The organism is Curtobacterium sp. 458 (assembly GCF_030406605.1).
Lineage (GTDB): Bacteria > Actinomycetota > Actinomycetes > Actinomycetales > Microbacteriaceae > Curtobacterium.
The window spans coordinates 736,536-759,504 of the sequence record NZ_CP129104.1 but is presented as its reverse complement, the minus strand read 5'-3'; the positions used below and the strand labels follow the sequence as shown (position 1 = coordinate 759,504).

Annotated in this window: 26 protein-coding genes; 12 read left to right on the top strand and 14 right to left on the bottom strand. The window is 72.7% G+C overall.

The annotated features are described in order from the left end of the window. The first annotated feature begins 104 nt into the window (after positions 1-104). From QPJ90_RS03685 to QPJ90_RS03670, 4 genes are all read left to right on the top strand, one after another. Positions 105-998, top strand: coding sequence for an ABC transporter permease (locus QPJ90_RS03685; protein WP_290133122.1), 894 nt, complete (start codon positions 105-107; stop codon positions 996-998). Then, positions 998-2,668, top strand: a complete 1,671-nt coding sequence (locus QPJ90_RS03680) for an ABC transporter ATP-binding protein (protein WP_290133121.1) — start codon at positions 998-1,000, stop codon at positions 2,666-2,668. Before QPJ90_RS03685 ends, QPJ90_RS03680 begins: the two co-directional genes overlap by 1 nt. Beyond that, the gene (locus QPJ90_RS03675; RefSeq protein WP_290133120.1) at positions 2,665-3,594 is read left to right on the top strand and encodes an ROK family protein; all 930 of its coding nucleotides are present in this window, start codon (positions 2,665-2,667) and stop codon (positions 3,592-3,594) included. The genes QPJ90_RS03680 and QPJ90_RS03675 overlap by 4 nt, the downstream gene beginning before the upstream one ends. A 258-nt stretch (positions 3,595-3,852) precedes the next feature. Further along, positions 3,853-4,740 carry an SDR family oxidoreductase gene (locus QPJ90_RS03670; protein ID WP_290133119.1) on the top strand — a complete coding sequence of 296 codons (888 nt, stop codon included), beginning with the start codon at positions 3,853-3,855 and terminating at the stop codon, positions 4,738-4,740. A gap of 149 nt (positions 4,741-4,889) precedes the next feature. On the opposite strand, the gene QPJ90_RS03665 is transcribed toward QPJ90_RS03670, so the two are convergent. After that, positions 4,890-5,246 carry a VOC family protein gene (locus QPJ90_RS03665; RefSeq protein ID WP_290133118.1) on the bottom strand — a complete coding sequence of 119 codons (357 nt, stop codon included), beginning with the start codon at positions 5,244-5,246 and terminating at the stop codon, positions 4,890-4,892. A gap of 125 nt (positions 5,247-5,371) precedes the next feature. Between QPJ90_RS03665 and QPJ90_RS03660 the strand changes: the two genes are divergently transcribed. Beyond that, a complete protein-coding gene (locus tag QPJ90_RS03660) occupies positions 5,372-5,668 on the top strand; it encodes a Dabb family protein (protein WP_290133117.1) in 297 nt (98 codons plus the stop codon). Between the two features lie 24 nt (positions 5,669-5,692). On the opposite strand, the gene QPJ90_RS03655 is transcribed toward QPJ90_RS03660, so the two are convergent. The 3 genes from QPJ90_RS03655 to QPJ90_RS03645 all read right to left on the bottom strand — a co-directional run bounded on the left by QPJ90_RS03655 (position 5,693) and on the right by QPJ90_RS03645 (position 7,577). Beyond that, positions 5,693-5,902: a hypothetical protein gene (locus tag QPJ90_RS03655; RefSeq protein WP_290133116.1), complete on the bottom strand. Its 210-nt coding sequence runs from the start codon at positions 5,900-5,902 to the stop codon at positions 5,693-5,695. Between the two features lie 174 nt (positions 5,903-6,076). Beyond that, positions 6,077-6,784: a DUF3800 domain-containing protein gene (locus QPJ90_RS03650; RefSeq protein WP_290133115.1), complete on the bottom strand. Its 708-nt coding sequence runs from the start codon at positions 6,782-6,784 to the stop codon at positions 6,077-6,079. A gap of 148 nt (positions 6,785-6,932) precedes the next feature. Further along, complete coding sequence (locus tag QPJ90_RS03645) at positions 6,933-7,577, bottom strand: Pr6Pr family membrane protein (RefSeq protein WP_290133114.1); 645 nt, start codon at positions 7,575-7,577, stop codon at positions 6,933-6,935. Positions 7,578-7,650: 73 nt separating this feature from the next. On the opposite strand from QPJ90_RS03645, the gene pcp reads away from it, so the two are divergent. Then, positions 7,651-8,301, top strand: coding sequence for a pyroglutamyl-peptidase I (gene pcp / locus QPJ90_RS03640; protein WP_290133113.1), 651 nt, complete (start codon positions 7,651-7,653; stop codon positions 8,299-8,301). Positions 8,302-8,394: 93 nt separating this feature from the next. Continuing rightward, positions 8,395-9,105 (top strand): phosphatase PAP2 family protein, encoded by a 711-nt coding sequence (locus QPJ90_RS03635; RefSeq protein WP_290133112.1) that lies wholly within the window; start codon positions 8,395-8,397, stop codon positions 9,103-9,105. A gap of 159 nt (positions 9,106-9,264) precedes the next feature. Here the strand turns inward: QPJ90_RS03635 and soxR are convergent, their stop codons facing one another. Continuing rightward, on the bottom strand, positions 9,265-9,732 hold the full coding sequence (gene soxR / locus QPJ90_RS03630) for a redox-sensitive transcriptional activator SoxR (protein ID WP_290133111.1): 468 nt from the start codon (positions 9,730-9,732) through the stop codon (positions 9,265-9,267). 116 nt (positions 9,733-9,848) lie between these two features. Here soxR and QPJ90_RS03625 point away from each other — a divergent pair, with 116 nt between their 5' ends. Beyond that, positions 9,849-10,037: a hypothetical protein gene (locus QPJ90_RS03625; protein WP_290133110.1), complete on the top strand. Its 189-nt coding sequence runs from the start codon at positions 9,849-9,851 to the stop codon at positions 10,035-10,037. Positions 10,038-10,044: 7 nt separating this feature from the next. Here QPJ90_RS03625 and QPJ90_RS03620 read toward each other — a convergent pair whose 3' ends face one another. After that, positions 10,045-11,073: an aldo/keto reductase gene (locus QPJ90_RS03620; protein WP_290133109.1), complete on the bottom strand. Its 1,029-nt coding sequence runs from the start codon at positions 11,071-11,073 to the stop codon at positions 10,045-10,047. A gap of 248 nt (positions 11,074-11,321) precedes the next feature. Here QPJ90_RS03620 and QPJ90_RS03615 point away from each other — a divergent pair, with 248 nt between their 5' ends. Then, positions 11,322-12,539: an MFS transporter gene (locus tag QPJ90_RS03615; protein ID WP_290133108.1), complete on the top strand. Its 1,218-nt coding sequence runs from the start codon at positions 11,322-11,324 to the stop codon at positions 12,537-12,539. Positions 12,540-12,802: 263 nt separating this feature from the next. Here the strand turns inward: QPJ90_RS03615 and mnhG are convergent, their stop codons facing one another. The 7 genes from mnhG to QPJ90_RS03580 form a co-directional block, all read right to left on the bottom strand. Beyond that, positions 12,803-13,156 (bottom strand): monovalent cation/H(+) antiporter subunit G, encoded by a 354-nt coding sequence (gene mnhG / locus QPJ90_RS03610; RefSeq protein WP_290133107.1) that lies wholly within the window; start codon positions 13,154-13,156, stop codon positions 12,803-12,805. Continuing rightward, on the bottom strand, positions 13,153-13,494 hold the full coding sequence (locus tag QPJ90_RS03605; protein WP_290133106.1) for a sodium:proton antiporter: 342 nt from the start codon (positions 13,492-13,494) through the stop codon (positions 13,153-13,155). The genes mnhG and QPJ90_RS03605 overlap by 4 nt, the downstream gene beginning before the upstream one ends. Beyond that, a complete protein-coding gene (locus tag QPJ90_RS03600) occupies positions 13,491-14,072 on the bottom strand; it encodes a Na+/H+ antiporter subunit E (protein ID WP_290133105.1) in 582 nt (193 codons plus the stop codon). Before QPJ90_RS03600 ends, QPJ90_RS03605 begins: the two co-directional genes overlap by 4 nt. Further along, complete coding sequence (locus QPJ90_RS03595) at positions 14,069-15,760, bottom strand: Na+/H+ antiporter subunit D (RefSeq protein ID WP_290133104.1); 1,692 nt, start codon at positions 15,758-15,760, stop codon at positions 14,069-14,071. The genes QPJ90_RS03600 and QPJ90_RS03595 overlap by 4 nt, the downstream gene beginning before the upstream one ends. Then, complete coding sequence (locus QPJ90_RS03590; protein WP_354670486.1) at positions 15,757-16,194, bottom strand: Na(+)/H(+) antiporter subunit C; 438 nt, start codon at positions 16,192-16,194, stop codon at positions 15,757-15,759. Before QPJ90_RS03590 ends, QPJ90_RS03595 begins: the two co-directional genes overlap by 4 nt. Further along, complete coding sequence (locus tag QPJ90_RS03585; protein ID WP_290133103.1) at positions 16,191-19,118, bottom strand: Na+/H+ antiporter subunit A; 2,928 nt, start codon at positions 19,116-19,118, stop codon at positions 16,191-16,193. Before QPJ90_RS03585 ends, QPJ90_RS03590 begins: the two co-directional genes overlap by 4 nt. Before the next feature lie 108 nt (positions 19,119-19,226). Continuing rightward, complete coding sequence (locus tag QPJ90_RS03580) at positions 19,227-20,171, bottom strand: zinc-binding alcohol dehydrogenase family protein (protein WP_290133102.1); 945 nt, start codon at positions 20,169-20,171, stop codon at positions 19,227-19,229. A 73-nt stretch (positions 20,172-20,244) separates the two neighbouring features. On the opposite strand from QPJ90_RS03580, the gene QPJ90_RS03575 reads away from it, so the two are divergent. Beyond that, on the top strand, positions 20,245-20,661 hold the full coding sequence (locus tag QPJ90_RS03575; protein WP_290133101.1) for a MarR family transcriptional regulator: 417 nt from the start codon (positions 20,245-20,247) through the stop codon (positions 20,659-20,661). A 120-nt stretch (positions 20,662-20,781) separates the two neighbouring features. Here QPJ90_RS03575 and QPJ90_RS03570 read toward each other — a convergent pair whose 3' ends face one another. Next, on the bottom strand, positions 20,782-21,543 hold the full coding sequence (locus tag QPJ90_RS03570; protein WP_290133100.1) for an SDR family NAD(P)-dependent oxidoreductase: 762 nt from the start codon (positions 21,541-21,543) through the stop codon (positions 20,782-20,784). Positions 21,544-21,586: 43 nt separating this feature from the next. Here QPJ90_RS03570 and QPJ90_RS03565 point away from each other — a divergent pair, with 43 nt between their 5' ends. After that, positions 21,587-22,309: an SDR family NAD(P)-dependent oxidoreductase gene (locus QPJ90_RS03565; protein WP_290133099.1), complete on the top strand. Its 723-nt coding sequence runs from the start codon at positions 21,587-21,589 to the stop codon at positions 22,307-22,309. Then, on the top strand, positions 22,306-22,947 hold the full coding sequence (locus QPJ90_RS03560; RefSeq protein WP_290133098.1) for an FCD domain-containing protein: 642 nt from the start codon (positions 22,306-22,308) through the stop codon (positions 22,945-22,947). The genes QPJ90_RS03565 and QPJ90_RS03560 overlap by 4 nt, the downstream gene beginning before the upstream one ends. The last annotated feature ends 22 nt before the right edge of the window (positions 22,948-22,969 follow it).

The window sequence follows — 22,969 nt, the reverse complement described above, 5'->3', positions numbered from 1 at the left end:
CATCGACACTGCGCCCACCGACGACGTGATGGGGGTCCGCGCATGAGCGCCGTCGCGTCCCTCATCGACACTGCGCCCACCGACGACGTGATGGGAGTCCGCGCATGAGCGCCGTCCAACTGGCACCGGAGGCCCCCGGCGCACCGGTCACCGTCGCCGCGACCGGCTGGAAGCTCGCGGTCCGACGCTTCCGCCACAACACCCTCGCGGTGATCGGCCTCGTCGTCATCGTGGTGGTCGTCCTGTTCTGCTTCGTCGGCCCGTTCCTGTACCCGACCGACCAGACCCACACGCAGCTCGACCAGGTGAACCTCGCCCCGAGCGCCGCGCACCTGCTCGGCACCGACGCCGTCGGCCACGACGTCCTCGGCCGCCTGATGTTCGGCGGCAAGGTGTCGCTCATGGTCGGCATCGCGGCGGGCATCCTCGCCACCGTGGTCGGCACGCTGTGGGGCTCGGTCGCCGGGTACGTCGGGGGGTGGGTCGACGCTGTGATGATGCGCGTCGTCGACGCCGGCATCGCGATCCCCGCGCTGTTCATCCTGCTCGTCATCTCGGCCATCACGACCCCCGGGGTCTGGGGGCTCGTCGTGATCCTCGGGCTCGTGTCGTGGCTCGTGCCCTCCCGACTCATCCGCGCCGAGACCCTCACGCTCAAGAACCGCGACTACGTCCTCACCCTGCGCGCCATCGGTGGCTCCCACGCCCGGGCGATCGGTCGCCACCTGCTGCCGAACTCGGTGTCCACGATCGTGGTCGCGGCCACGTTCCAGGTCGCCGACGCGATCCTCCTCGTGGCGTACGTCTCCTACCTCGGACTCGGCGTCCAGGCCCCCGCCACCGACTGGGGCGGCATGCTCTCCGCCGGCCTGACTTCCGCCTACTCCGGACGCTGGTGGCTCATCGTGCCACCGGGACTCGCCGTGATCCTCGTCGTCTGCGCGTTCAACGCCGTGGGCGACGGGCTCCGGGACGCCTTCGACGTGAGGGGCCGCTGATGTCCGTCCTGACCACCACCGACCTCGGGGTCACCTTCTCGACCGAGTCCGGGACCGTCGACGCCGTCCGCGGTGTCACCCTGCACGTGGAACCGGGGGAGACGCTCGCGCTCGTCGGGGAGTCCGGCTCCGGCAAGTCCACCGTGGCGCTCGCCGCGATGGGACTCCTCTCCGGCAACGCCACCGCGACCGGCAGCGCCGTCGTCGACGGGCACGAGGTCGTCGGCGCCCCGGAGTCCGCACTCCGTCCGCTCCGCGGGTCGACCGTCTCGATGGTCTTCCAGGAGCCCGCGACCGCGCTCGACCCGCTCACCCGAGTCGGCGCGCAGATCGCCGAGGTGATCCGGAACCACGAGGACGTGTCCGCCGCGGCCGCGTCGGCCCGTGCGGTGGAGCTCCTCGACCGGGTCGGCATCCCGTCGCCGGCCTCCCGTGCGAGGGCGTACCCGTTCGAGCTGTCCGGCGGACAGCGGCAGCGCGTCGTCATCGCGATGGCGATCGCGAACGCGCCGAAGCTCCTCATCGCCGACGAGCCGACGACCGCGCTCGACGTGACGGTGCAGGCGGAGATCCTCGAGCTGCTCCGCGGACTCGCCGCCGACACCGGCACGGGCGTGCTCCTCGTGACGCACAACATGGGCGTCGTCGCGGACTTCGCGGACCGGGTCGCGGTCATGCTGCAGGGCGAGGTCGTCGAGACCGGCGGCGTCGAGGAGGTCCTGCTCCGTCCGCAGCACGACTACACGAAGCGGCTGCTCGCCGCGGTGCCGCGGCTCGCGGTCGCGACGGGCGATCGGCCGTCGGCGTCCGACGCGGCCGTGACGGCCGGGAGGCACGACACACCCCCGGTGGTCGACCTCCGGGACGTCTCGGTGACGTTCGGGCGCGGGGCGCGTGCGGTGCACGCCCTCCGTGGGATCGACATCGCCGTCCACGCCGGAGAGACCGTCGGACTCGTCGGCGAGTCCGGCTCGGGCAAGTCCACGGCCGCACGCGTCGCGCTCGGCCTGCAGAAGCCGACCTCGGGCAGTGTGCACCTCTTCGGGACCGTCCTCGCCCGGGCTCGCGGACGTGATCGCCGGACGCTCCGCTCCGGCATCGGCGTCGTGCTGCAGGACCCCGTGGCCTCGCTCGACGCCCGCATGTCCGTCGCCGAGTGCATCGCGGAGCCGCTCGCCGTGCACCGTCGTGGCACGTCCTCGGCCGACAAGCGGCGCCGCATCGACGAGGTCCTCGACGCCGTCCGACTGCCCCGGGCCCTCGCGTCCCGGGCGCCGCGGGAGCTCTCCGGCGGGCAGCGTCAGCGGGTCTCGCTCGCGCGGGCGCTCGTGCTGTCGCCGCGGCTCCTCGTGGCCGACGAACCCACGAGCGCGCTCGACGTGAGCGTGCAGGAGACCGTGCTCGACGTGCTCCGGGAACTCCAGGGCGACCTCGGGTTCGCCTGCCTGTTCGTGTCGCACGACCTCGCCGTCGTGCAGCAGTTCGCCGAGCGCGTCGTCGTGATGCGTCAGGGCGTCGTCGAGGAGCAGGGCGCGACCGGTGCCACCCTCGTCCACCCGGAGACCGACTACACCCGGCGGCTCCTCGCGGCCGTCCCGGTGCCCGACCCCGTCGTCCAACGTCGCCGCCGCGCCGAACGGCTCGCCGGACTCGGTACGGTGACCGCATGAGCGCCGAGGTCATCGCCGGCATCGACGTCGGTGGGACGAACACGAAGGTGCTGCTCACCACGCCGGACCTCGAGGTGCTCGACCGCGTCGACCTGCCGACACCGGCGCACGCCGGCGGGGCGGCCATCGTCGCGACCGGCGTGCGCGCGGTGACGGACCTGCTCGACCGGCACCGGGCCTCCCTGGCGGGTGTCGGGGTCGGCGCAGCCGGTGTCGTGGACGCGGGGACCGGCACGGTCCTCGTGACCGGCAACTCGTTCACCGGTTGGGCCGGGTACGGCGTGACCACGGCCGTGTCCGAGGCCCTCGGCGTCCCCGCGACCCTCGACAACGACGTGAACGCGTTTCTCCTCGGCGAGGTCGCGACCGGCGCCGTCGCGGGGGAGCCCGACGTGCTCGGCATGACGCTCGGCACCGGGGTCGGCGGTGCGCTCGTGCTCGGCGGGACACTCTTCGCCGGGCCGCGCGGTGCCGCGGGCGAGATCGGACACGTGCCCGGCTTCGGGGACGCGCTGTGTACGTGCGGACAGGTCGGGCACCTCGAGACGCTCGCCGGAGCCCGCGGCATCGCCGACCGCTACGCCGAACGCTCCGGACGCCGGGTCTCCGCCCGCGAGGTCGCCGAGGCCGCCCGTGCGGGAGACCTCGACGCCGCCGCCGTGTTCGAGCGGGCCGGGTGGGGTCTCGCGCGTGCTGCCCTGCTCACAGCGGGGATCCTCGACGTGACGACCGTCGTGATCGGCGGGGGGATCGCCCGCTCGTGGGACCTCCTCGAACCGGCCGTGACCGCCGCCATCGCCGCCGAACCGCCCGTCAGCGGCGCCCCGATCCGGCTCGCGCAGTCGACGCTGGGGTCCGACGCCGTGGCGCTCGGCGCGGCGGCGCAGGCGCGGGACCTCGTGCTCGGGGGCGCGCCCGTCGTCTGACGCGGAGGCGCCGCCGCCGACTGCACGACCGCCGGGCGCGCCCGGCGACCGCACCGTCGTGCGCCGCCGCCGCACAACCGAAGACAGTGCGAACCGTGGATCTCCACGGTTCCGACGGACTTCGGTTGTGCGACGACCATCCGCGCCGGCGCGCAGCCGGGCGCGCGCCCGCCGGCCGCCGGCGCGCGCCGGCGTCCGATGCGCGCAGCCGCCCGCACGCTGGACCGGTACCGAGCGGGGCGCGGGCATCGTGGGCGCATGAGCCAGTACGACAAGCGCGACCCGAACACCCTCTACCCCGCACCGCCGTACCCGGAGCAGGAGCAGTCGCTGCCCGGTGCCGCGTGGAAGATGGACCCCGAGCCGGACCACGGCGAGCAGAGCTACGTCGGCAAGGAGCGGCTGACCGGCTACCGCGGCATCGTCACCGGCGCCGACTCGGGCATCGGCCGCGCCGCCGCGATCGCACTCTCCCGCGAGGGCGCCGACCTCGTGCTCTCGTACCTCCCCGACGAGCAGGAGGACGCCGAACAGGTCCGTGACCTCCTCGAGGGCGAGGGGCGCCGCGCAGTCCTCTTCCCCGGCGACATCTCCGACGAGCAGTACTGCCAGGACCTCGTGCAGAAGGCCGTCGACGAGTTCGGTGGCCTCGACACCCTCGTCATGGTCGCCGGTCGGATGGACAGCAACGACGACATCCTGACGCTCAGCACCGAGCACTTCGACTCCACGTTCAAGACGAACATCTACTCGCTGTTCTGGCTGACCAAGGCCGCGGTGCCGCACCTCGAGCCCGGCTCGACGATCGTCACCACCGGGTCGATCCAGGCGAGCACGCCGTCGCCGGACAAGATCGACTACGCGGTGTCCAAGGGTGCGGTCAAGCTCTTCACCGAGGCCGTCGCCCAGCAGCTCGCACCGAAGGGCATCCGGGTGAACTCCGTCGCCCCCGGTCCGGTCTGGACGCCGCTGCAGCCGGGGTCGGACGACGCCCAGACCGTGGCGCACTTCGGCGAGTCGTCACCGTTCGGCCGTCCCGGGCAGCCCGCCGAGCTCGGTGCCGCCTACGTGCACCTCGTCAGCCCGGAGTCGAGCTACCAGTCGGGCTCGACCGTCACGATCGCGGGCGGGACGCCCGCCTTCTAGACCTGCCCAGGAAGCAGACTGGCGCGCCCCGCTCGGCGGCGACGCGAAGCGTTGCGCGGGGCGCGCCGACCGAGCCTGCGAGGGAGGACGGTGCCAGCTGGCACCGCGCCTCCCGTCCGTCTCCCGGCCGCGTTCCCGACCGGCGGCCGTCAGCCCTGCGGGGGCGCGTACAGCTGCAGGTCGTTGCCCTCGCTGTCCGTGAACGGGACGATCCGTCCCCACGGGTGCTCACTGATGTCGCCCGTGAACTCGGACCCCTTCGACCGGAGGTCGACGACCTCGTCCTCGAGGCTCCCGTCCGGCTGGAACGTGACGACTGCGCCGCCACCCTCCGACGGGGTCGCCGACTCCCGGGCGTTCAACCCGAGCCGCAGCCCGTTCGCGTCGATCTCGCTCCAGTCGTCCGACTCGCTCGCGACCGTCAGGCCGAGCGTGTCCCGGTAGAACGCGACCGCTCGCTGCATGTCGCCGACCGGTACCCAGACCGCCACCACTCCACTCGCCATGGTGTTCCCTCTCGTCGTCGTTGTCGTGCCCGGCCGACGGTGGGTCGCGCGGATGGGCACGGTCACAGGCGTGGAGGTGTCCCAGCCGGGCACGGGCAGCATGGGTCGTGACGACGGGAGCAGCGATGGCAGGCGTGACACACGTGGTACTGGTGGCGTGGAACGGGACCGAGGGACTGGCCGCGCAGGCAGACGCCCTCGCTCGGGAGCACCTGCCGCGCATCGACGGCGTGGAGTCGGTGCGCTCGGGCCCGAGTGTCAGCACCGAGGGCCAGGAGGGTGGTTTCGACTGGATGCTCGTCGTGCGGTTCCGCGACCGGGCGGCGCTCGACGGGTACCTGCCACACCCCGAACACCAGCCCGTGTCCGCGCACATCCGAGCGGGCAGCGAGCGCGTCGTGGTGTTCGACGTCGCGGACTGACCGTCACGGTGGGGCTCGCGCCCGTCATCGCTCCCGGTCCGGCTCCCGTGGACGACTGACCGGGCCGAAGAAGTCGGCGTAGACGGGGTCGTGGGGCAGGTTCTCCGCGAGTCGTCGGTGCACGAGTGCCTCGATGTCGGCAGGGTGGAGCATGCCGCGGCGGTGCCACTCGCGGCGGTCGTGGACGTGCCCGCAGGCCACGTCTTCGTCGTCGGACCGCTCGAACGTCCCCATGCCCGCCCCGCTCGTACATCACCGGTCAGGGGTAACACTACACAGACGGATCCGTGCCTCGGGAACTGCTGGTTCGCGCGTTGCGGTATCGTGTTGAGCACGACGGGCCGGTTCCCGGGACGTCGCCAGCCGAAGGCCCCGTACGCGGGGCCTTCGTTCTTTCCAGGGACGGGGTCAGGGGACCCACGTCTGCCGGTGAACGACCACGGGCTCCACGAGGTCCCACTGCCGTCGGAGCGTCCGGCGGGCCGCTTCGTGGCGAGAGCGCACGCGCTCGCGCCGGTAGTGCACGTACAGCGCGAGGTCGACCACCTGCAGTCCGTCGCTGAGCCTCGACGTCGCGAAGTTGATCGGCGCCGAGAGGTGCGTCAGACGAGACGGATGCTCGCCCGAGGTGCCGAACGCCTGGTAGCCGGTGAAGGCTCGTTGGTGCTCAGCCTGGGTCGTGATCTCGTCCGCGACGATGATGGCCTGCTCGTCAGGGTCGTGCATCCCGACGTAGTGGTTGATCTGCTCGAGGAGGTGCGCGAACACGATCGCATGGGGTGGCTTCGGGTAGCGGAACCTCGCTTTCAGGCGGGCGACGTCGAGTCCGCGGAAGATGTACCGCACACCGCTCTCGCGCGCTGCTGACAGTGCTGCGAAGGAGATTCCGGCAGCTTCTCGGTGGCGACCCCGGAGCGCCGCCCACGGGCCGGTGCCGCCCATGAGTTCGTGCCCGTGGAACTCGATGTCGTGGGCGGTCCCGTGCTCGCGGGCGGTGCGGTGCCGAACGGCGCTGAGCCGAGACGAGAGCGTCTCCCACTCGTCGAACGTGGCGATGGCGGCACCGATGAAGTAGGCATCGCGATCGTACGATTCGTCGACGTACGCGATGAGCATCGGACAAGCGTTCCATGACCGCGCCGGATCTGCCGGGTCCTGTGGATACGGGATGGGTGAGCGCCGGAACGGAGGCGCGGGGCGGGCCCGCACCGCGCCTCCCGTCCGATGTCGGCCCGTACGGGCCGTGCGGAGGCGCGCGTTCTCGTCAGGCCGCTCGAGGTGCGTCCGCACGTGCCGCGCGACGGCGCACCATCGCGTTCCCCGACGCCCGGACGAGCACGGCGAGCACGAGGAACCCGACGAGCAGGGCTGCACACCAGAGCGCGACCCCGCCGTGACCACCGACCCGTGCCGGGTTGAAGAACGGGTACGGGTAGAAGCCGACGAGGGCACCACGGACGAGCGAGTACGCGGTGTACACAGCGGGGACGATCGCGGCCGCCCAGATCATCGAGACGGGCTGGCGGTGCCGCGGGCGGTCCACGAACCAGTCGAGCACCACCGCTGCGGGGATCACCATGTGGTGCACCACGTTCACCCACCGCACGAGCTCACCGAGGTCCGCACCGACCAGCAGCGTGTTGAACACGAGCCCCACGAAGGCGAGGTACACGACCGACGCTCCGCGCACGACCTCCCACACGCGAGACGACGGCACACCGCGCAGCAGGCGGACCGCACCGACCACGAAGACCGTGCTGGCGTAGAGGTTGCTGAGGATCGTGAAGTAACTGAAGACGCTGACCAGGCTGAAGTCGGCGCGGATGCTCAGCACGACCTGCGTCACGACCCCGGCGACCGACGCGGCGGCGAGTGCGAGACGGACGGCAACCAGGAGGGCTGTCTTCATGGGGCCACCATGACGACGGCCCGGCACCCTGGTCTCCCGCACACGCACGCACCTCGGTGCCTAGGCTGGTGGCGTGGCCGACACGACCGGAACGACCGTCCTGCTCACCGCCTTCGAGCCGTTCGGCGGCGCTGCGACGAACTCGTCCTGGGACGCGGTGTCGGCGCTCGCCGAACACTGGGACGGCCCGGCTCGGCTCGTGACCGAACAGCTCCCGGTGGTGTTCGCCGAGGTGCGGCAGCGCCTCGCGGCGGCGATCCTCGAACACCGGCCCACGGTTGTCATCGCGACGGGCCTCGCCGAGGGGCGGATCGCGGTCACGCCGGAGCGGGTCGCGATCAACGTGCAGGACGCCCGGATCCCCGACAACGCCGGAGCGCAGCCCGTCGACGAGCCGATCGACCCGAACGGGCAGCCGGCGTACTTCACGACCCTCCCGATCAAGCGGATCGTCGCCGAGGTCCGCGCCCTCGGCATCCCCGCGGCCGTGTCGAACACGGCGGGGACCTTCACGTGCAACCAGGCGTTCTACGAGGTCATGTCCCTCGCCGGCCGTTCGGGACTGCGTGCCGGCTTCGTGCACGTGCCGGCCACCCCGGGTTTCGGTGACGGCACGGTACCGACCCTGCCGCTCGACGACGTCGTCCGTGCACTCGAGGTCGTCGTCCGCGAGGCGCTCCGCGGCGGGCCCGACCTGGTCGAGGAGGGTGGCGCGGAACACTGAGCCGGCCGCCGGGGTCCCGGTCGCTGAACGGTCTCTGATGGATCGTCACGGGAATCGGGGCCGCGGGCGTCGCCGACCTGGGACGATGGTCGGATGACCGCCGACGCCTCGCAGCTCCGCCGCTCGTCCGCCGATCGCGACGTCGTCGGCATCCTCGAGCCCGCCCGGTACCCGCTCGCGTCGGTGCTGCTGGCCGCCGTCGCGGTGCTGGTGATCACAGGGGTCGGGTTCACGCTCGGGACGGTCGACCTCGGGCTGTCGAAGGCGCTCAACGCACTGCACACCGGGGCGATCGGCGCGTTCACCGACGCTGTTTACCACGTCATCAGCCCTGCCCCGGCGATCGCGATCACGTTCGTCGTCGTCGGCGTGGTCTGGTGGCGGACGCGCGACCTCCGGCCGGCGCTCGCGTTCGGCGGGACCATCGCGATCACGTGGATCCCCTCGGCCGTCGTGAAGGAGATCGTGCACCGCGCGCGGCCCGACGTCGCCGTGCTGCCGCACCCGTTCCCGGTGCAGCCGGACCCGGGCTACCCGAGCGGGCACACGGTGTACATCACGGCGTTCGTGATCGCCCTCATCTGGCTGCTGCGCGAGAACCGCTGGCACCGGGTCGTGCTCGTCGCCGGTGTCGTGGCGATCGTCGTGGTGTTCTTCGCGGTGTCGATCGACGCCGTGCACTACCCGACGGACGCAGCGGCCTCGATCCTGTGGTCGCTCGCGGTGGCGCCGGGCGTCCGGGTCGTCTGGGTCGACTGGCTCATGCCGCGCATCCCGTTCCTGCGCGGTCCGCTTCGGGCCTGAGCGCGACGGTCTGGCCCCCCCCGGCCGGGCCGGGCCGGGCCGGGCGACGAAACGCGCGCGTTTCGACGTTGCACGCGTCGATCGACGCGCGGGACGTCGGAACGCGCGCGTTTCGTGACCCCACACTCGCACCCGCATCCCCACCGAACCCCGCGTGCGTCAGTCCTCGATCGGCAGCAGGCGCCGGGCACCCGCGCCGTCCGCGCCCATCGCGTCGCCCGGGTTCATCACCAGGCAGGCGTTCAGCGAGACGCACCCGCAGCCGATGCACTGCGTCATCTCGTCCTGCAGCCGCTCGAGTTCGAGCTGACGAGCGCGCAACCGGGCGCGCCACCGCTCGTTCAGCCGCGCCCAGTCCCGGAGCGACGGCATCCGGTCGCTCGGCAACGCTGCGAACTGTTCGGCGACTTCGCTGAGCGGGATCCCGAGCCGCTTCGCGACCTGGATGATCGCGATCCGGCGTTCGACGTGTCGCGGGTAGAGCCGTGTGCCGCCGGTCGTGCGCTCGGGGTGGATCAGGCCCTTGCGCTCGTAGAAGTGCAGGGCCGAGGCCGCGACACCCGTCCGGCGGACGACCTCCCCGATCGAGAGCAGGTCGGTCGGCTTCGGCGTCGGGATCTCCACCATGGTCGAGATCGTACGCGTGCACCGGTTCACATCGCACTTGACATGGCATCAGACCGGCAATATGTTCAACATCACAGCGTCGACGCAGGGTCGGCGGCAACCTGAAGGACACGACCATGACCGTTCTCTCGCAGCAGGACATCGCCCGCCCCGTCTCCTCGGACTGGCCCGTGCCGACCGACGACCCCGTCCTCGACACCGTGCTGTCCCGGCTCGAGTGGCTCGGCGCCGCACTGCCCCACGCCCTCGCGGTGCCCGTGATGGTCGCGCACGAAGCGCTCTGCACCCTCACCCAGCACCGCTGACGGCGGGTCACCGCACGAGCGTCCGGCCCCGCAGTCGCTCCCGGGACAGCGCCGGCAGCGCGATCCCGGTGTCCTGCTCGAGCACGTGCGTGCCCGGCGGAACCTCGAGGTCGACCGCGTCCAACAGGTCATCGTCCAGCGCCACCTCCGACGCCTGGAGGAACGCGTCCAGGTGAGACGACGTCCGCGGCCCGACGACCACGCTCGACACGTCCGGGTGGGTCAGCACGAAACCGACGGAGAGCTCGAAGAGGGTCAACCCGGCCTCGTCGGCGATCCGTCCCAACCGGTCGACGACCGCGAGCTTGCGGCGGTTCCCCGGCGACTCGACAGCGTAGGCGTCCGGGTCGGCCGCCGCTCGAGGGGACACCGGCTGGCCGCCCCCCTCCCGGTAGGCACCCGCGAGCCACCCTCCTGCGAGCGGTGCGCCCGCGAACACCCCGAGCCCGAACCGCCGTGCGACGGGCAAGACCGTCCGTTCCGCGGTCCGGGCGAGCAACGAGTAGGGCACGTGGGTGGCTGTCGCGCTCTTGCCCCCCGAACGCAGCCACTGCGCCTCGACGAGCTCCTCCGCGGGGAACCCCGGGATGCCGAACGCCCGGATCCGTCCGAGCGCCACGAGGTCCGCCAGGGCGTCGAGCGTCTCGTCGAGGGAGGTCGCCGGGTCTGGTCGAGCCGGTTGGTACAGGTCGATGACGTCGACGCCCAGTCGGTCGAGGCTCCGTTCCACCGCGCGGAACATCCACCGGCGTCCGTTGCCGCGGTGCGCCGGGTCCGCATCGACCGGGTCCCCGAACCGCACGGACACGAAGACGTCGTCACGCCGACCCGCGAGGGCCGCCCCGACCGCCTCCTCGGCCAGACCGGCACCGTCGGCGTCGGACACGTCGACCGCGGTGACCCCGCGCTCGAGCGCCTCGTGCACGAGTGCGGCCGCGGCGCCGAGGTCGCGTGCCGCGACCCCGGCCAGTGCGCGGGTGCCGAGCGTCAACGCGCTGACGGGAGCCCCCGTCCGTCCGGTGCGTCGCTGTTCCATGCGCGACACGATAGGTGGCCTGCCGGGCACCGCGACCGCCGGTGACGCAGGGTTACCGCCCGTCGGCCGGGAGGCCCGTGGCGGCGCCGACCCGTGCCTCCCGGCCGACAGGCGGTAGCCTCGACAGCGCAAGCAGAACGCGCAGTGTGTATCTACCGGCCGTCGGCCGCCCCACGGGGCCCGACGGACAGCGGCGGCACCCGATGGGCCCGCCCCCCTGTCCGGCCGGGCCGAGAAGGCACACCCCCATGCTCCAAGCACGACCCACCTCCCTGATCGGCCACGCCGGCCGGTGGTACTTCCCGATCGCGTTCATCGCGCGGCTCCCGTTCGCGATGATGGTCGTCGGTGTCCTGACGCTCGTCGTCGCCGCCCGCGACTCGGTGGCGCTCGGCGGCATCAACTCCGCGTCCGTCGGCATCGGCTCGGCGGTCTTCGGCCCGATGGTCGGGGCGGCGGCCGACCGCTTCGGCCAGCGACGCGTCCTCGTCCCGGTCGGCATCGTCAACGGCGTCCTGCTCGGGGCGCTGCCGCTCGTGGTCTCGAGCGCGGCGCCGGACCTCGCCGTCCTCGCGATGTCCTTCCTGATCGGTGCGTCCGCGCCGCAGGTCGCCCCGATGTCCCGCACGCGACTCGTCGCGATCATCCGGCAGCGGATGGCGGCGGACCGGCACGAGAAGGTCCTCAGCGGCACCATGGCCTACGAGTCCGCGGCCGACGAGACCGTGTTCATCATCGGCCCGTTCCTCGTCGGGGTGCTCGCGAGCGCGATCGCGCCGTGGGTCGCCGTCGCGGGGGCCTCGGCGCTCACCTTCGTGTTCGTGACCGCGTTCGCGCTCCACCCGACCGGGAAGCTCGCCGTCGCCGCGTCCGGTCCGGTCGCCCAGGCGCCGGCACGTGAGCTGCTGCGGCCGCGTCTCGTCGTCGTGGTGCTCGGCATCCTCGGCATCGGTCTGTTCTTCGGCGCGACGCTGACCTCGTTGACGGCGTTCATGGAGTCGCACGGCGGAGCCTCCCGCGCGGGGCTCCTCTACGGCGTGATGGGCATCGGGTCCGCCGGGCTCGCGCTCGGGTCCGCGGCGTTCCCGCGGCGGTTCGGCCTCGGGTGGCGCTGGCTCGTGTTCGGGGCGGTGCTGCTCGCCGGCGCGGTCGCGTTCGCGCAGGCGGACTCCGTCGCCGCGGTGGCGATCGTGCTCGGCGTGATGGGGATCGGCATCGGGCCGACGCTCGTGACGCAGTACTCGCTCGGGTCGGACCGTTCCCCGGTCGGGCGCTCGGCGACGACCATGACGATCCTCGGCTCGGCGGTCATCGTCGGGCAGTCGTTGGCCTCGGCGGTGACCGGTGAGGTCGCCGAACGGTCGGGGGCAGCGGGCGCGATGGTGCTGCCCGCTGTGGCGGCGGCCGTGGTGGTGGTCGCGGCGGTGGCGAACCTCGTGCTGTCGCGGGCCCGGCGCCCGGCCTGACCCGCCGAGCGCCACCGGGCGACTCGGGGTCCGGCGTCGGGAGCCGTGAGGTCCGGCGCTGCCGCTGCCGGACGACAGGCCCGTCGACGTACGACAGCGGCGATGTCGTCCGTTGCGGACGCGGCCAGTGCGCGCGTGCAGCGAGCGACACGTCCGTTGTCGTACGACAGCGGCGGTGTCGTTCAGAGACGGACGGGACCGTCCTCGGACGCCCGACATCCGGCACCCGCCGTGCCACGCCCGACGCCCCCGCGCCGTCAGGGCTACTCGGTGTCGTCGTGCAGCAGCGCGTCGTGGCGGTAGTCGCCCGACCGGAGTCCGGCCCGCGCGATCATGTGCGTCGACACCGGCACCAGGAACAGCTGGAACACCATGATCGGCAGGACCACCCAGAACGCCGTCCACGTCCACACCGCCACGACGACCGCCGCGAGCGCGAACGCCAGCCCGAGGACCTGCGGCTTCGCCATGGCGTGGAGCCGGACGAGCGGGTCGGGGAACCGGACGATGCCGACCGCGGCACCGAGGGACAGCACGGAACCGACGAGCAGCAGCCCGACGGCGATCCACGCGCGGACGCCGCCGCCGTCGACGAAGCCCTCGATCAGTTCGATCACGGTGTCTCCTCCTCGATGGCGTGCTCCGGGGTGGTGACGTCGGACCCCTCGTCGGACGGGTCGGACGACGGCGTGACCGCCCGCGCCACGGCGATCGTCGCGAACACGCTCGTCGCCGCGATGACCACGAGCACGGGGACGGCGGTGAGGTCGCGCCGGAGCACCATGGCCGCGGCGATGACGAGCAGGACGGTCGTCAGCACCATGTCCGACCCGATCATCCGATCGAGGATCGTCGGCCCGCGCACGATGCGTCCGACCGCGAGCGCCAGCGTGACGCCGAGCAGGAGCAGGACGAGGGCGATGCACACCGCCATGACGGCCACCGCGGCGCTCACCGGACCACCTCCGGCAGGGGTTCGGACAGCTCCGAGACGTCCTGCTTGGAACCGAGTGCCCGGATGACCATCGCCTCGATGCGGAGCGCGGTCCGCCGTTCGGCATCGACCTGCTCGAGCCGCTCGGTGTCGAGCACGTGCAGCAGGATCCTGCGGTGTCGGAGGTCGACGTCGGCGACGTACGACCCCGGCACCAGCGAGATCGCGATGGTCGCGAGGGTGAAGGTCATCTCGGACGTCGTGTGCAGCTGCACGAGCAGGATCGAGCTGCGCCGCACCCCGCGCGGTCGGAACGCCGCCCAGGCGACCCGGAACGACGCCGCGACGACGAACCCGCTCCACACCACGAGGAACCGGAGCGCCGACGGGACGGAGAACCGCGCCGACAGCGGGACCGGCGGCAGGGGCAGCAACTGGGTCACGAGGAGCGCCACCACCAGGCCGCAGAGCAGCGTGAGCGGGGTCCACGATCCCCAGAGGAGCGCCCACAGCACGGTCAGCCCGGCGACGAGCGGGACGTCGTAGCGCCAGGCGACGGCGATCCGCCGCGCGTTCGTGATCCGTCGGGTGTCGCTCACCGGTCACCCCCGAGCACGGCCTGGACGTAGCGGTCCGGTGACTCGAGCGACTCGGCCGCGCGGGTCGCGTAGCCGTACAGGGGTCCGGCGACGACGGTCAGGGCGACCGACCCGAGGACCGCGACGGTGGTCACACCGACGAGCATGCGGGGGAGGCGGACGCGTCCTGGCGCCTCGCCTGCGGTGGCCGTGGAGCCGGTCGCCGGACGGGAGGCGGTGCTCACGTGCGGTGCGTCGGTGACGGTCACCGAGCCTCCCGGGTGGTACGCCTCACCGCTGTCCTCGGACACCGTCAGCGGCGCCGGTTCCGGCGACCGCAGGTGCGCGTGCGGCTCCGCCGTGCTCGCGTGCGGCGCGGCCGCCTCGGCGGCCGGCTTGGGCCGCCAGAAGGCGGCGTCCCAGACGCGCATGAGCGCGTAGAGGGTCAGGAGGCTCGTGACGACCCCGGCGGCGATCGTCGCGTACGCGAGGGGGGAGCCGTCCTCCGCGGCGGCGCGGAACAAGCCGAGCTTGCCGATGAACCCGGAGAACGGGGGGATGCCGCCGAGGTTGAACGCCGGCACGAGGTACAGGGCCGCCAGCAGCGGAGCGACCTTGAGGAGCCCGCCGAGAGACCGTGTCGAGGTCGTCCCGCCGACGCGTTCCATGAGTCCCGAGACCAGGAACAGCGTGGTCTGCACGACGATGTGGTGGACCGTGTAGAACACCGCCGCTGCCGTGCCGACGACCGAGCCGAGCCCGATGCCCATCACCATGAAGCCGATGTGGCTGATGAGCGTGAAGGACAGCAGCCGTTTCACGTCCGTCTGCGACACCGCGCCGAGCACCCCGACCACCATCGTGAGGATCGCCACCACGAGCAGCACCGTGTTGAGCTGCGGCCTCGGGAAGATGATCGTCTCGAGGCGGATGATCGCGTAGATGCCGACCTTGGTGAGCAGACCGGCGAAGACGGCGGTGACCGGTGCCGGGGCGGTCGGGTACGAGTCGGGCAGCCAGAACGCCAGCGGGAACACGGCGGCCTTGATGCCGAACCCGATGAGCAGCATCGTGTGGAGCAGGAGCTGCACGTGCTCGGGCAGGTCGGCGACGCGCTCGGAGATCTGGGCGATGTTCACCGTGCCGGTCGCCCCGTACACGAGCCCGATGGCGGCGAGGAAGATCGCGGACGCGATGAGGCTCGTCACGATGTACGTCGTGCCGGCGCGGACCCGCTGCTCGCTGCCGCCGACGGTGATGAGCACGTACGAGGCCACGAGCAGCATCTCGAACGCGACGTAGAGGTTGAAGAGGTCGCCGGCGATGAAGGAGTCGAGCACACCGGCCGCGAGCACGAGGTACGTCGGGTAGAAGATCGTGACCGGGGCGTCCTCGTCGTCGTCGGCGAGCCCCTGCCCGATCGAGAAGAGCAGGACGAGCAGGAGCACGCTCGCGCTCACGGTGAGCAGCAGCGCGCTCAACCGGTCGACGACGAGCGAGATGCCGTACGGCGCCTGCCACCCCCCGACCTGGACCACGATCGTGCCGTGCCGGTCGACGAGCACCATGAGCGTCGCGGCGACCACCACGGCGACGACGAGCACACCGACCGTGATCGCCCGCTGCGTCTTCTGGTGGCGGACGAGACCGAGTGCCGCCGCCGCACCGAGCAGCGGGACGAGCACGAGGAGGGGGACGAGCCAGGTCATCGCGTGTGCTCCTCCTGCTGGGCGGCCTCTGGGTCGGTGTCGAGCTCGGGGTCCTCGTCGCCCGGGTCCGCGTCGGCGTCGTCGTCGCGTTCCCGACCGATGGCGACGTCGGCCTCGTCGACCTCGACCTCGTCCGCGCGCGAGAGCTTCCAGGAGCGGTGGATCAGCGCGAGGAGGAACGCGCTCACGGCGAAGGTGATGACGATCGCGGTGAGGGCGAACGCCTGCGGGAGCGGGTCGGTGATGCCCTCGGCGGACTTGCCGATCGGTGGCTTGCCCGCGGCGCCGGACATCACGAGCAGGAGCAGGTTGAGGGCGTTGCCGAGGAGCAGGAACCCGAGGAGCATCCGCGTGAGCGAGCGTTCGAGCAGCAGGTACACGCCGCACGAGAACAGCACCGCCATGGCGATGACGAGGACCAGGGTGACGGTCACGTGGCACTCCCTTCCGGGGTGGCGGCAGCGGCGTTGTGGGCGGGGTCGGACTCGGTCGTGTCGGCGATGGGCGCGCGGGAGTCCTCGAGGCGCTGTCGGTCGACCTCGGCGCCGAGGCTGCGGAGGACGTCGAGCACGAGTCCGACGACCACGAGGTAGACGCCGATGTCGAAGAACGTCGCCGTGACGAACTCCACGTGCCCGAGCACCGGGACGGTGGCCTCGACGAACTCCGAGTACAGGGCTTCCCGGCCGAAGAACAGCGGCACGAGCGCCGTGACGGCCGCGGTCGCGACACCGAGCCCGAGCAGGCGACCCGCGCGCACCGGAGCTGCTGCGCCGAGTTCGGCCGGGCCACCGGCGAGGTACCTGGCGGCGAGCGCGATGCCGGCGACGAGGCCCCCGGCGAATCCACCGCCCGCGGCGTTGTGCCCGGCGAAGAGCAGGTACACCGACAGCACGATGAGGCCGTGGAAGAGGAGTCGGACGACCACGTCGAGGAGCGCCGAGCGACCGGTCGGGATCGCGGCGCTCGTCGGCAGCCAGGCGCGGGGTTCACCGTCGGGGCGGTGCTTGTCGCTCGTGATGCTCGACGGGAGGTCACGGAGCCGCGGCAGCGTGTCCTCGCGCGAGTTCACGAAGATGAGGCTCGCGACGCCCGTGGCGGCGGCGACGACGACGGTCAGTTCGCCGAGCGTGTCCCACCCGCGCAGGTCGACGAGGGCGACGTTCACCACGTTGAGCCCGTGCCCGAACGAGCTCGTCAGCGCAGGGAGGTCGGGCCAGAGCGGCTCGGCGGTGCGGGAGGACGCGGCGACGACGACCACGATCGCGAGGGTGAGTCCGGCCAGCCCGGCGAAGAGCGCGCGCACGATGCGGAAGCGCGAGGGGTTCGCCGTCGCGATCCGCGGGGGCAGGCGACGCAGGACGAGGACGAACGCGATGAGCGTCACCGTCTCGACCACGAGCTGCGTGAGTGCGAGGTCGATCGCGCCGTGGAGCACGAAGAGGACCGACATGCCGTACCCGGTGACCCCGACGAGGACCGCGGCGGCGAAGCGGGTCTTCGCGGTGAGCACGGCGATCGCGGCGATGCCCATCACGACGACGACGGGGACCTGCCCCCACGAGTCCGCGAACCGGACCGAGAACGCCCACGGTCCGCCGAGGACGAGGTTCAGGATCGCCCCGGCGACGAACACCGAGAGGATGACCGTCAGGTAGTAGGGGAGCGAACCGCGCTGGAGTGCGGCGGTCAGCCCGGTCGCGGCCCGGTCGAGTCCGCGCATCACCTGGCGGTAGGTGCCGGCGGCGCTCGGAGCGCCGGCGAGACGGTGCTGCAGCGCCTCGACCGGGCGGCGAACGAGGAAGAGCGCGACACCGCCGACGAGCGTGATCGCGGAGATGCCGAGCGCCGGCTCGAGACCGTGCCAGAGGGCGAGGTGCGGGACCGGCGCGGCGCCGATCGACGCGGCGCTCGCGGCCGGTTCGATGCCCTTCGCCACGAGCGGGGTGAGGACACCGAGCACGAGGCCCGCGATGCCCAGCACGGACGGCACGACGCCGAGGCCGTGCAGGCCGTGCGGCGTCGTCTGGGCGACACCGGGCTTGCGGGCGAACGCGCCCCAGACGAAGCGCAGCGAGTACGCCATCGTGAGCACCGAGCCGACGGTGACGCCGACGAGGGCGAACCACGCCCAGGCGCTGCTGTCGCCGTGCAGCGCCTCGACGAAGCCGGTCAGCACGGCTTCCTTCGCGACGAAGCCGATCGTCGGGGGGAGCCCGGCCATCGAGGCGAGCGCGAGGACCGTGACGACCAGGAGCCAGGGCATCCGGCGTCCGAGGCCGCTCAGACGGGTGAGGTCACGCGTGCCGGCCGCGTGGTCGATCGCCCCGACGACGAGGAACAGGGTCGACTTGAACGTCGCGTGCGCCGCGAGGAGCGCCACCCCGCCGAGGGCGATCGCCGGCTCCCCCCAGCCCACGGCGAGGACGAGGAACCCGAGCTGGGCGACCGTTCCGTACGCGAGCAACAGCTTGAGGTCGGTCTGCCGGAGCGCGCGGTAGCCGCCGACCACCATGCCGAGGACGCCGAGGACCGTGACGGTCTCCCGCCAGCCGTCGACGAGCGCGAACGCCGGGGCGAGTCGCGCGACGAGGTAGATGCCGGCCTTCACCATCGCGGCGGCGTGGAGGTAGGCGCTCACCGGGGTCGGCGCGGCCATCGCGGCGGGCAGCCAGAAGTGGAAGGGGACGATCGCGGACTTCGTCAGGGCGCCGAGCAGCACGAGCGCCACCGCCACCGGGACGAGTGCGCCGCCGGTCGCCGCGAGCGCGGGACCGTCCTCGACGATCGCGCTGAGCGAGGTCGTGCCGGCGCGGACGGAGAGCAGGACGAGCCCGGCGAGCATCGCCAGCCCGCCGGCCGTGGTCACGACGAGCGCCTGCATCGCGGCGGCCCGGCTCGCGCGCTTCACGGCGTCGTGACCGATGAGCAGGTACGAGAAGACGGTCGTGGCCTCCCACAGGACGAACAGCACGATGACGTCGTCGGCGACCACGAGCCCGTACATCGAGCCGGCGAAGGCTGTCAGCACGCCCGCGAAGCGCCCGAGACCGACCTCGCGCTCCTCGAAGTACGCCGCGCAGTAGACGAGCACGAGGGTGCCGACGACGGTCACGACGAGCGCGAGCACCCACGAGAGGGCGTCGACCCGGAGACCGACGGCGAGGTCGAGCTGCGGCACCCAGGTGAACCGCTCCCGGACCCCGGGGCCGAGGGCCTGGGGTGTCTGGGCGATCGTCAGGACCGCGGCGGCCGCCGGCGCGAGGGCGGCGACGAGGAACACGCGGCGCCCGAGCCAGGGCGTGAGTGCCGGCACGATGAGGGCGAGTGCCGCGAACGCGACGAGGACGGTGACCATGGGGCACCTCCTCGGGGTCGGGCTGCAGTCCGGCTCACTGGATGCTCCCAGCCTACGAAGCGTGGGATGGCAAGAACCTGTGTGCCCGGACAGACGCCCGCGTCGCGGTCAGGGCGTCAGCACCAGCCTGGACCCGCGCTCGCCACCCTGTCCGGCCCACGCCTGCTCGACGTCGGCCATCCGCACGCGCGTCGCGTCCACGCGGACGGTGCCGTCGGCGATCGCCGCGACGATGCCGGGCAGCTCGGCCACGAACGCGGCGCGTCCCACGGATCCCTGGCCGCTCCCGACGACCGTCAGGCCCGAGGCCCGCAGTGCGGCCGAGGGGATCGGGGCCGCTGCCCCCGCGCTGGACCCGATCGAGACCCAGTCGAGTCGACGACCGCGGTCGGAGCGGGCGGTGACCAGGGCGGCGAGCACCGCGGCGGCGGGGTCGCCCCAGACGTAGTCGAGCACGACGTCCGCGTCGGCGGCGGCGCGTCCGACGGCCTCCGGATCGTCCAGGGGGACGACGACGTCCGCTCCGAGACCCGGCAGGGCTGCGAGCACGTCGCGGTCGCGACCGCTGGCGAGGACGGACGCGGCGCCGAGGTGCTTCGCCACCTGGACGGCCGCGCGCCCGGCCGCCCCGGTCGCGCCGAGGACGAGGACACGGCCCCCGGTGGGCAGTGACGTCCGGTACCGGAGCGCCACCCACGACGACATCACGGGGTTGGCCCCGGCGGCCACCGCGACCGCGTCTGCTCCGTCGGGCAGGACGACGCTCGCGCGCGGGTCGACGGTCACCCGCTCGGCCATGCTGCCCCGGGTGTCGCTCTCGACCGCGAAGTACCGGAGCGTGCCGTCCGGGAACCGACCGACCCCGTCGACGCCGGGGATGAGTGGGAGTGCGCCCTCGCTCGTGTAGTGGGAGCCGGTTGCCTGCGAGCGGACCCGCGGGTGCAGGCCTGCCGCGACCACGTCCACGACGACCTCGCCGTGGCCGGTGGTCGGCTCCGCGGACTCCTGCCAGGTCGGTGCCGACCCGAACCGTGTGACGACCGCTGCGTGCATGATGCCTCCTGATGATTCGTGTTACGAAGCAAACTAGTTCGCATCACGAAGTGCGTCAAGTAGAGTCGTCGACATGAGCAGACCGAGCGAGGACGACCGTCTCGTCGATGCCCTCGGGCACGCCGCGTTCCTCACGATGGGCTCCCTGACGGACCTGGCCGCCGATGCGGGGTTGTCGCTCACGCAGCTGCGTGTCCTCGCGATCCTGCGGGACCGCCGACTCCGCATCGGTGACCTCGCCGCGTACCTCGGCCTCGAACGGTCGACCATGACCGGCCTGGTGGCGCGAGCGAGCGCGAAGGGGTTGCTCGCGCGGGTTGCGAACGAGCAGGACGCGCGGGCGGTGGACGTCGTGCTCACGGACGAGGGGCGCGCGGTGGCGACCCGACTCGAGGCGGCGATGCGGGCCGCGATGCTGCCCCACGCCGAGCGGCTCCCGCAGGCGGACCGCCGCAGGCTGCGCGAACTGCTCGAACGCATGCTGCGCTGACCGCCGAGACCGCCGAGACCGCGAGACCGCGAGACCGCGAGACCCCGAGGTCGCGACGCCGCGAGACCGCGACGCCGCGAGACCGCGCGTCCGTGGCACAGCGCCCCGTGCGACCCCCGCTCAGCGGCCGTGCGCCCGCGCGGGGATCTGCGTCGCGAGCTTGCCCCCGGACACGTCGACGAGTGTCCCGGTGATGTACCCGGCCGCGTCGCTCGCGAGGAACACGAGCAGGTCGGCCACGTCGTCGGGCGTCTCCCACCGTCGCAGCGAGAGCGTGTCGAGCAGCCGGTCCTGCTGCTCGGACGGCATCTCGGCGAACCCGTTCATGGCCGTCGGCACCATCCCCGGCGCGTACGCGTTCACGGTGATGCCCCACGGCCCGAGCTCGGACGCGAGCACCCGGGTGAACTGCACCACGGCCGCCTTCGACGCCGCGTAGGCAGCGCTCCCGACGCTCGGTACGATCGCCGCGAACGACGCCGCGTTCACGATCCGACCGCGGCCGGCGGCGCGCATGACCGGCGCGACCGCCTGGCTCACGAGGAAGGTCCCACCGACGTTCACGTCCATGCAGCGCCGCCACGCGTCCCAGTCGAGGTCGGCGACGAGTCCCTCGACGTTGATGCCCGCGTTGTTGACGAGCACGTCGATCGTCCCGTGTCGCTCAAGGACGGTGTCGACCGCCGTCCGCACGGAGTCCGGGTCGGTGACGTCGCACACCACCCGGTCGACGTCGGGACCGGGGCCCGCGGCCGGGTCGAACGCGAGGTCGAGCGCGACCACGCGGCACCCCTCGGCGGCGAAGCGTGCGGCGATCACGGCGCCGATGCCGCGCGCGGCTCCGGTCACCACCACCACGCGATCGGTCAGGTCGAGGTGCATCGTCGCTCCCGTCGTCGGTCCCCAATAGGCATACTATTCACCCATGACGGATGCACGGGTGCTCTGGATCACCGGCGGCGGGAGCGGCATGGGTGCCGCGGTGGCGGCGCAGGCCGCGAGCGACGGGTGGACGGTGGTGCTCAGCGGCCGCAGGGCCGAGCGGCTGGACGCCGTGGCCGAGCAGGTCCGCGCAGCCGGCGGCAGCGCCGACGTGCTGCCGCTCGACACCGCCGACGTCGAAGCGGTCGCGACCGCTCGGGACACGCTGCTCACCCGCCACGGCCGGCTCGACGGGCTCGTCCTCGCCGCCGGCCTGAACGCCCCCGAACGTCGCTGGGACGACCAGTCCATGGCCGACTTCCGGGCGATCGTCGACACGAACCTGACCGGCGTGGTCGCCACCGTGGACGCCGCACTCCCGTCGCTCCGCCTGGCCGGCGGCACGGTGGTCGTGGTGTCCTCGTACGCCGGGTGGTCCTTCCAACCCGGTGCGGGCGTCGCGTACTCGGCGTCGAAGACCGCCCTCGCCTCCGTCGTCCGGACGCTCAACCAGCAGGGCGCCGAGCACGGCGTCCGTGCGACGCACCTCTGCCCGGGCGACGTCGCGACGGACTTCCTCGACCGTCGTCCCGTCGTCCCGGACGCCGCCGCCCGCGCGGTGATGCTCCAGCCGGAGGACGTCGCGCGCGCCGTCGCCTTCGTGCTCGAGGCGCCGGCACACGTGCGGGTCGACGAGCTCGTCATCAGTCCGGTCGCGCAGCGGTGATCTACGACCGGGTCCTCGACGACCTCGGGTCGGCCGTCGTGCACGGCGCCTTCGGCACCGATCCGGTGAGCATCGACGACCTCGTGGTCCGGACCGGCGCGAGCCGCAGCATCGTCCGCGAGGCCGTCCGCGTCCTCGTCGGCGTCGGGCTCCTCCGGGCACGGCGGCGGGTCGGCGTCGTGGCGCTCCCCGCGGCCGAGTGGGACGTGCTCGACCCACGCGTGGTCGGGTGGCGGCTCACCGGACCGGACCGGCAGGTGGCCCTCCACGAACTCCGCGCGCTCCGCCGCGCCGTCGAACCGGCCGCGGCAGCGGCTGCGGCGTCCGCGACCGGTGACGCCGACGGCCTGGAGGCACTGCTCGCCTCCGCCGACCGTCTCGCCGCCGCCACCGGTCCAGACGACGCCGCCACGTTCCTCCAGGCCGACCGCGACCTGCACCGACGCGTGCTGGACCGGTCCGGCAACGCGCTCTTCCGGCGCCTGCACGGCGTCGTCGAGCGCGCGCTCGACGAGCGCGTCGGGATCGGACCCGACGCGCACGACGTCCGCCTGCACGGCGCGCTCGCGCGCGCCGTCGCGGACGGCGACCCGGCCGCCGCCCGGGCCGCGATGCAGGAGATCGTCGACCGGACGTGACCCACGGCCGGTGCGATGCTGG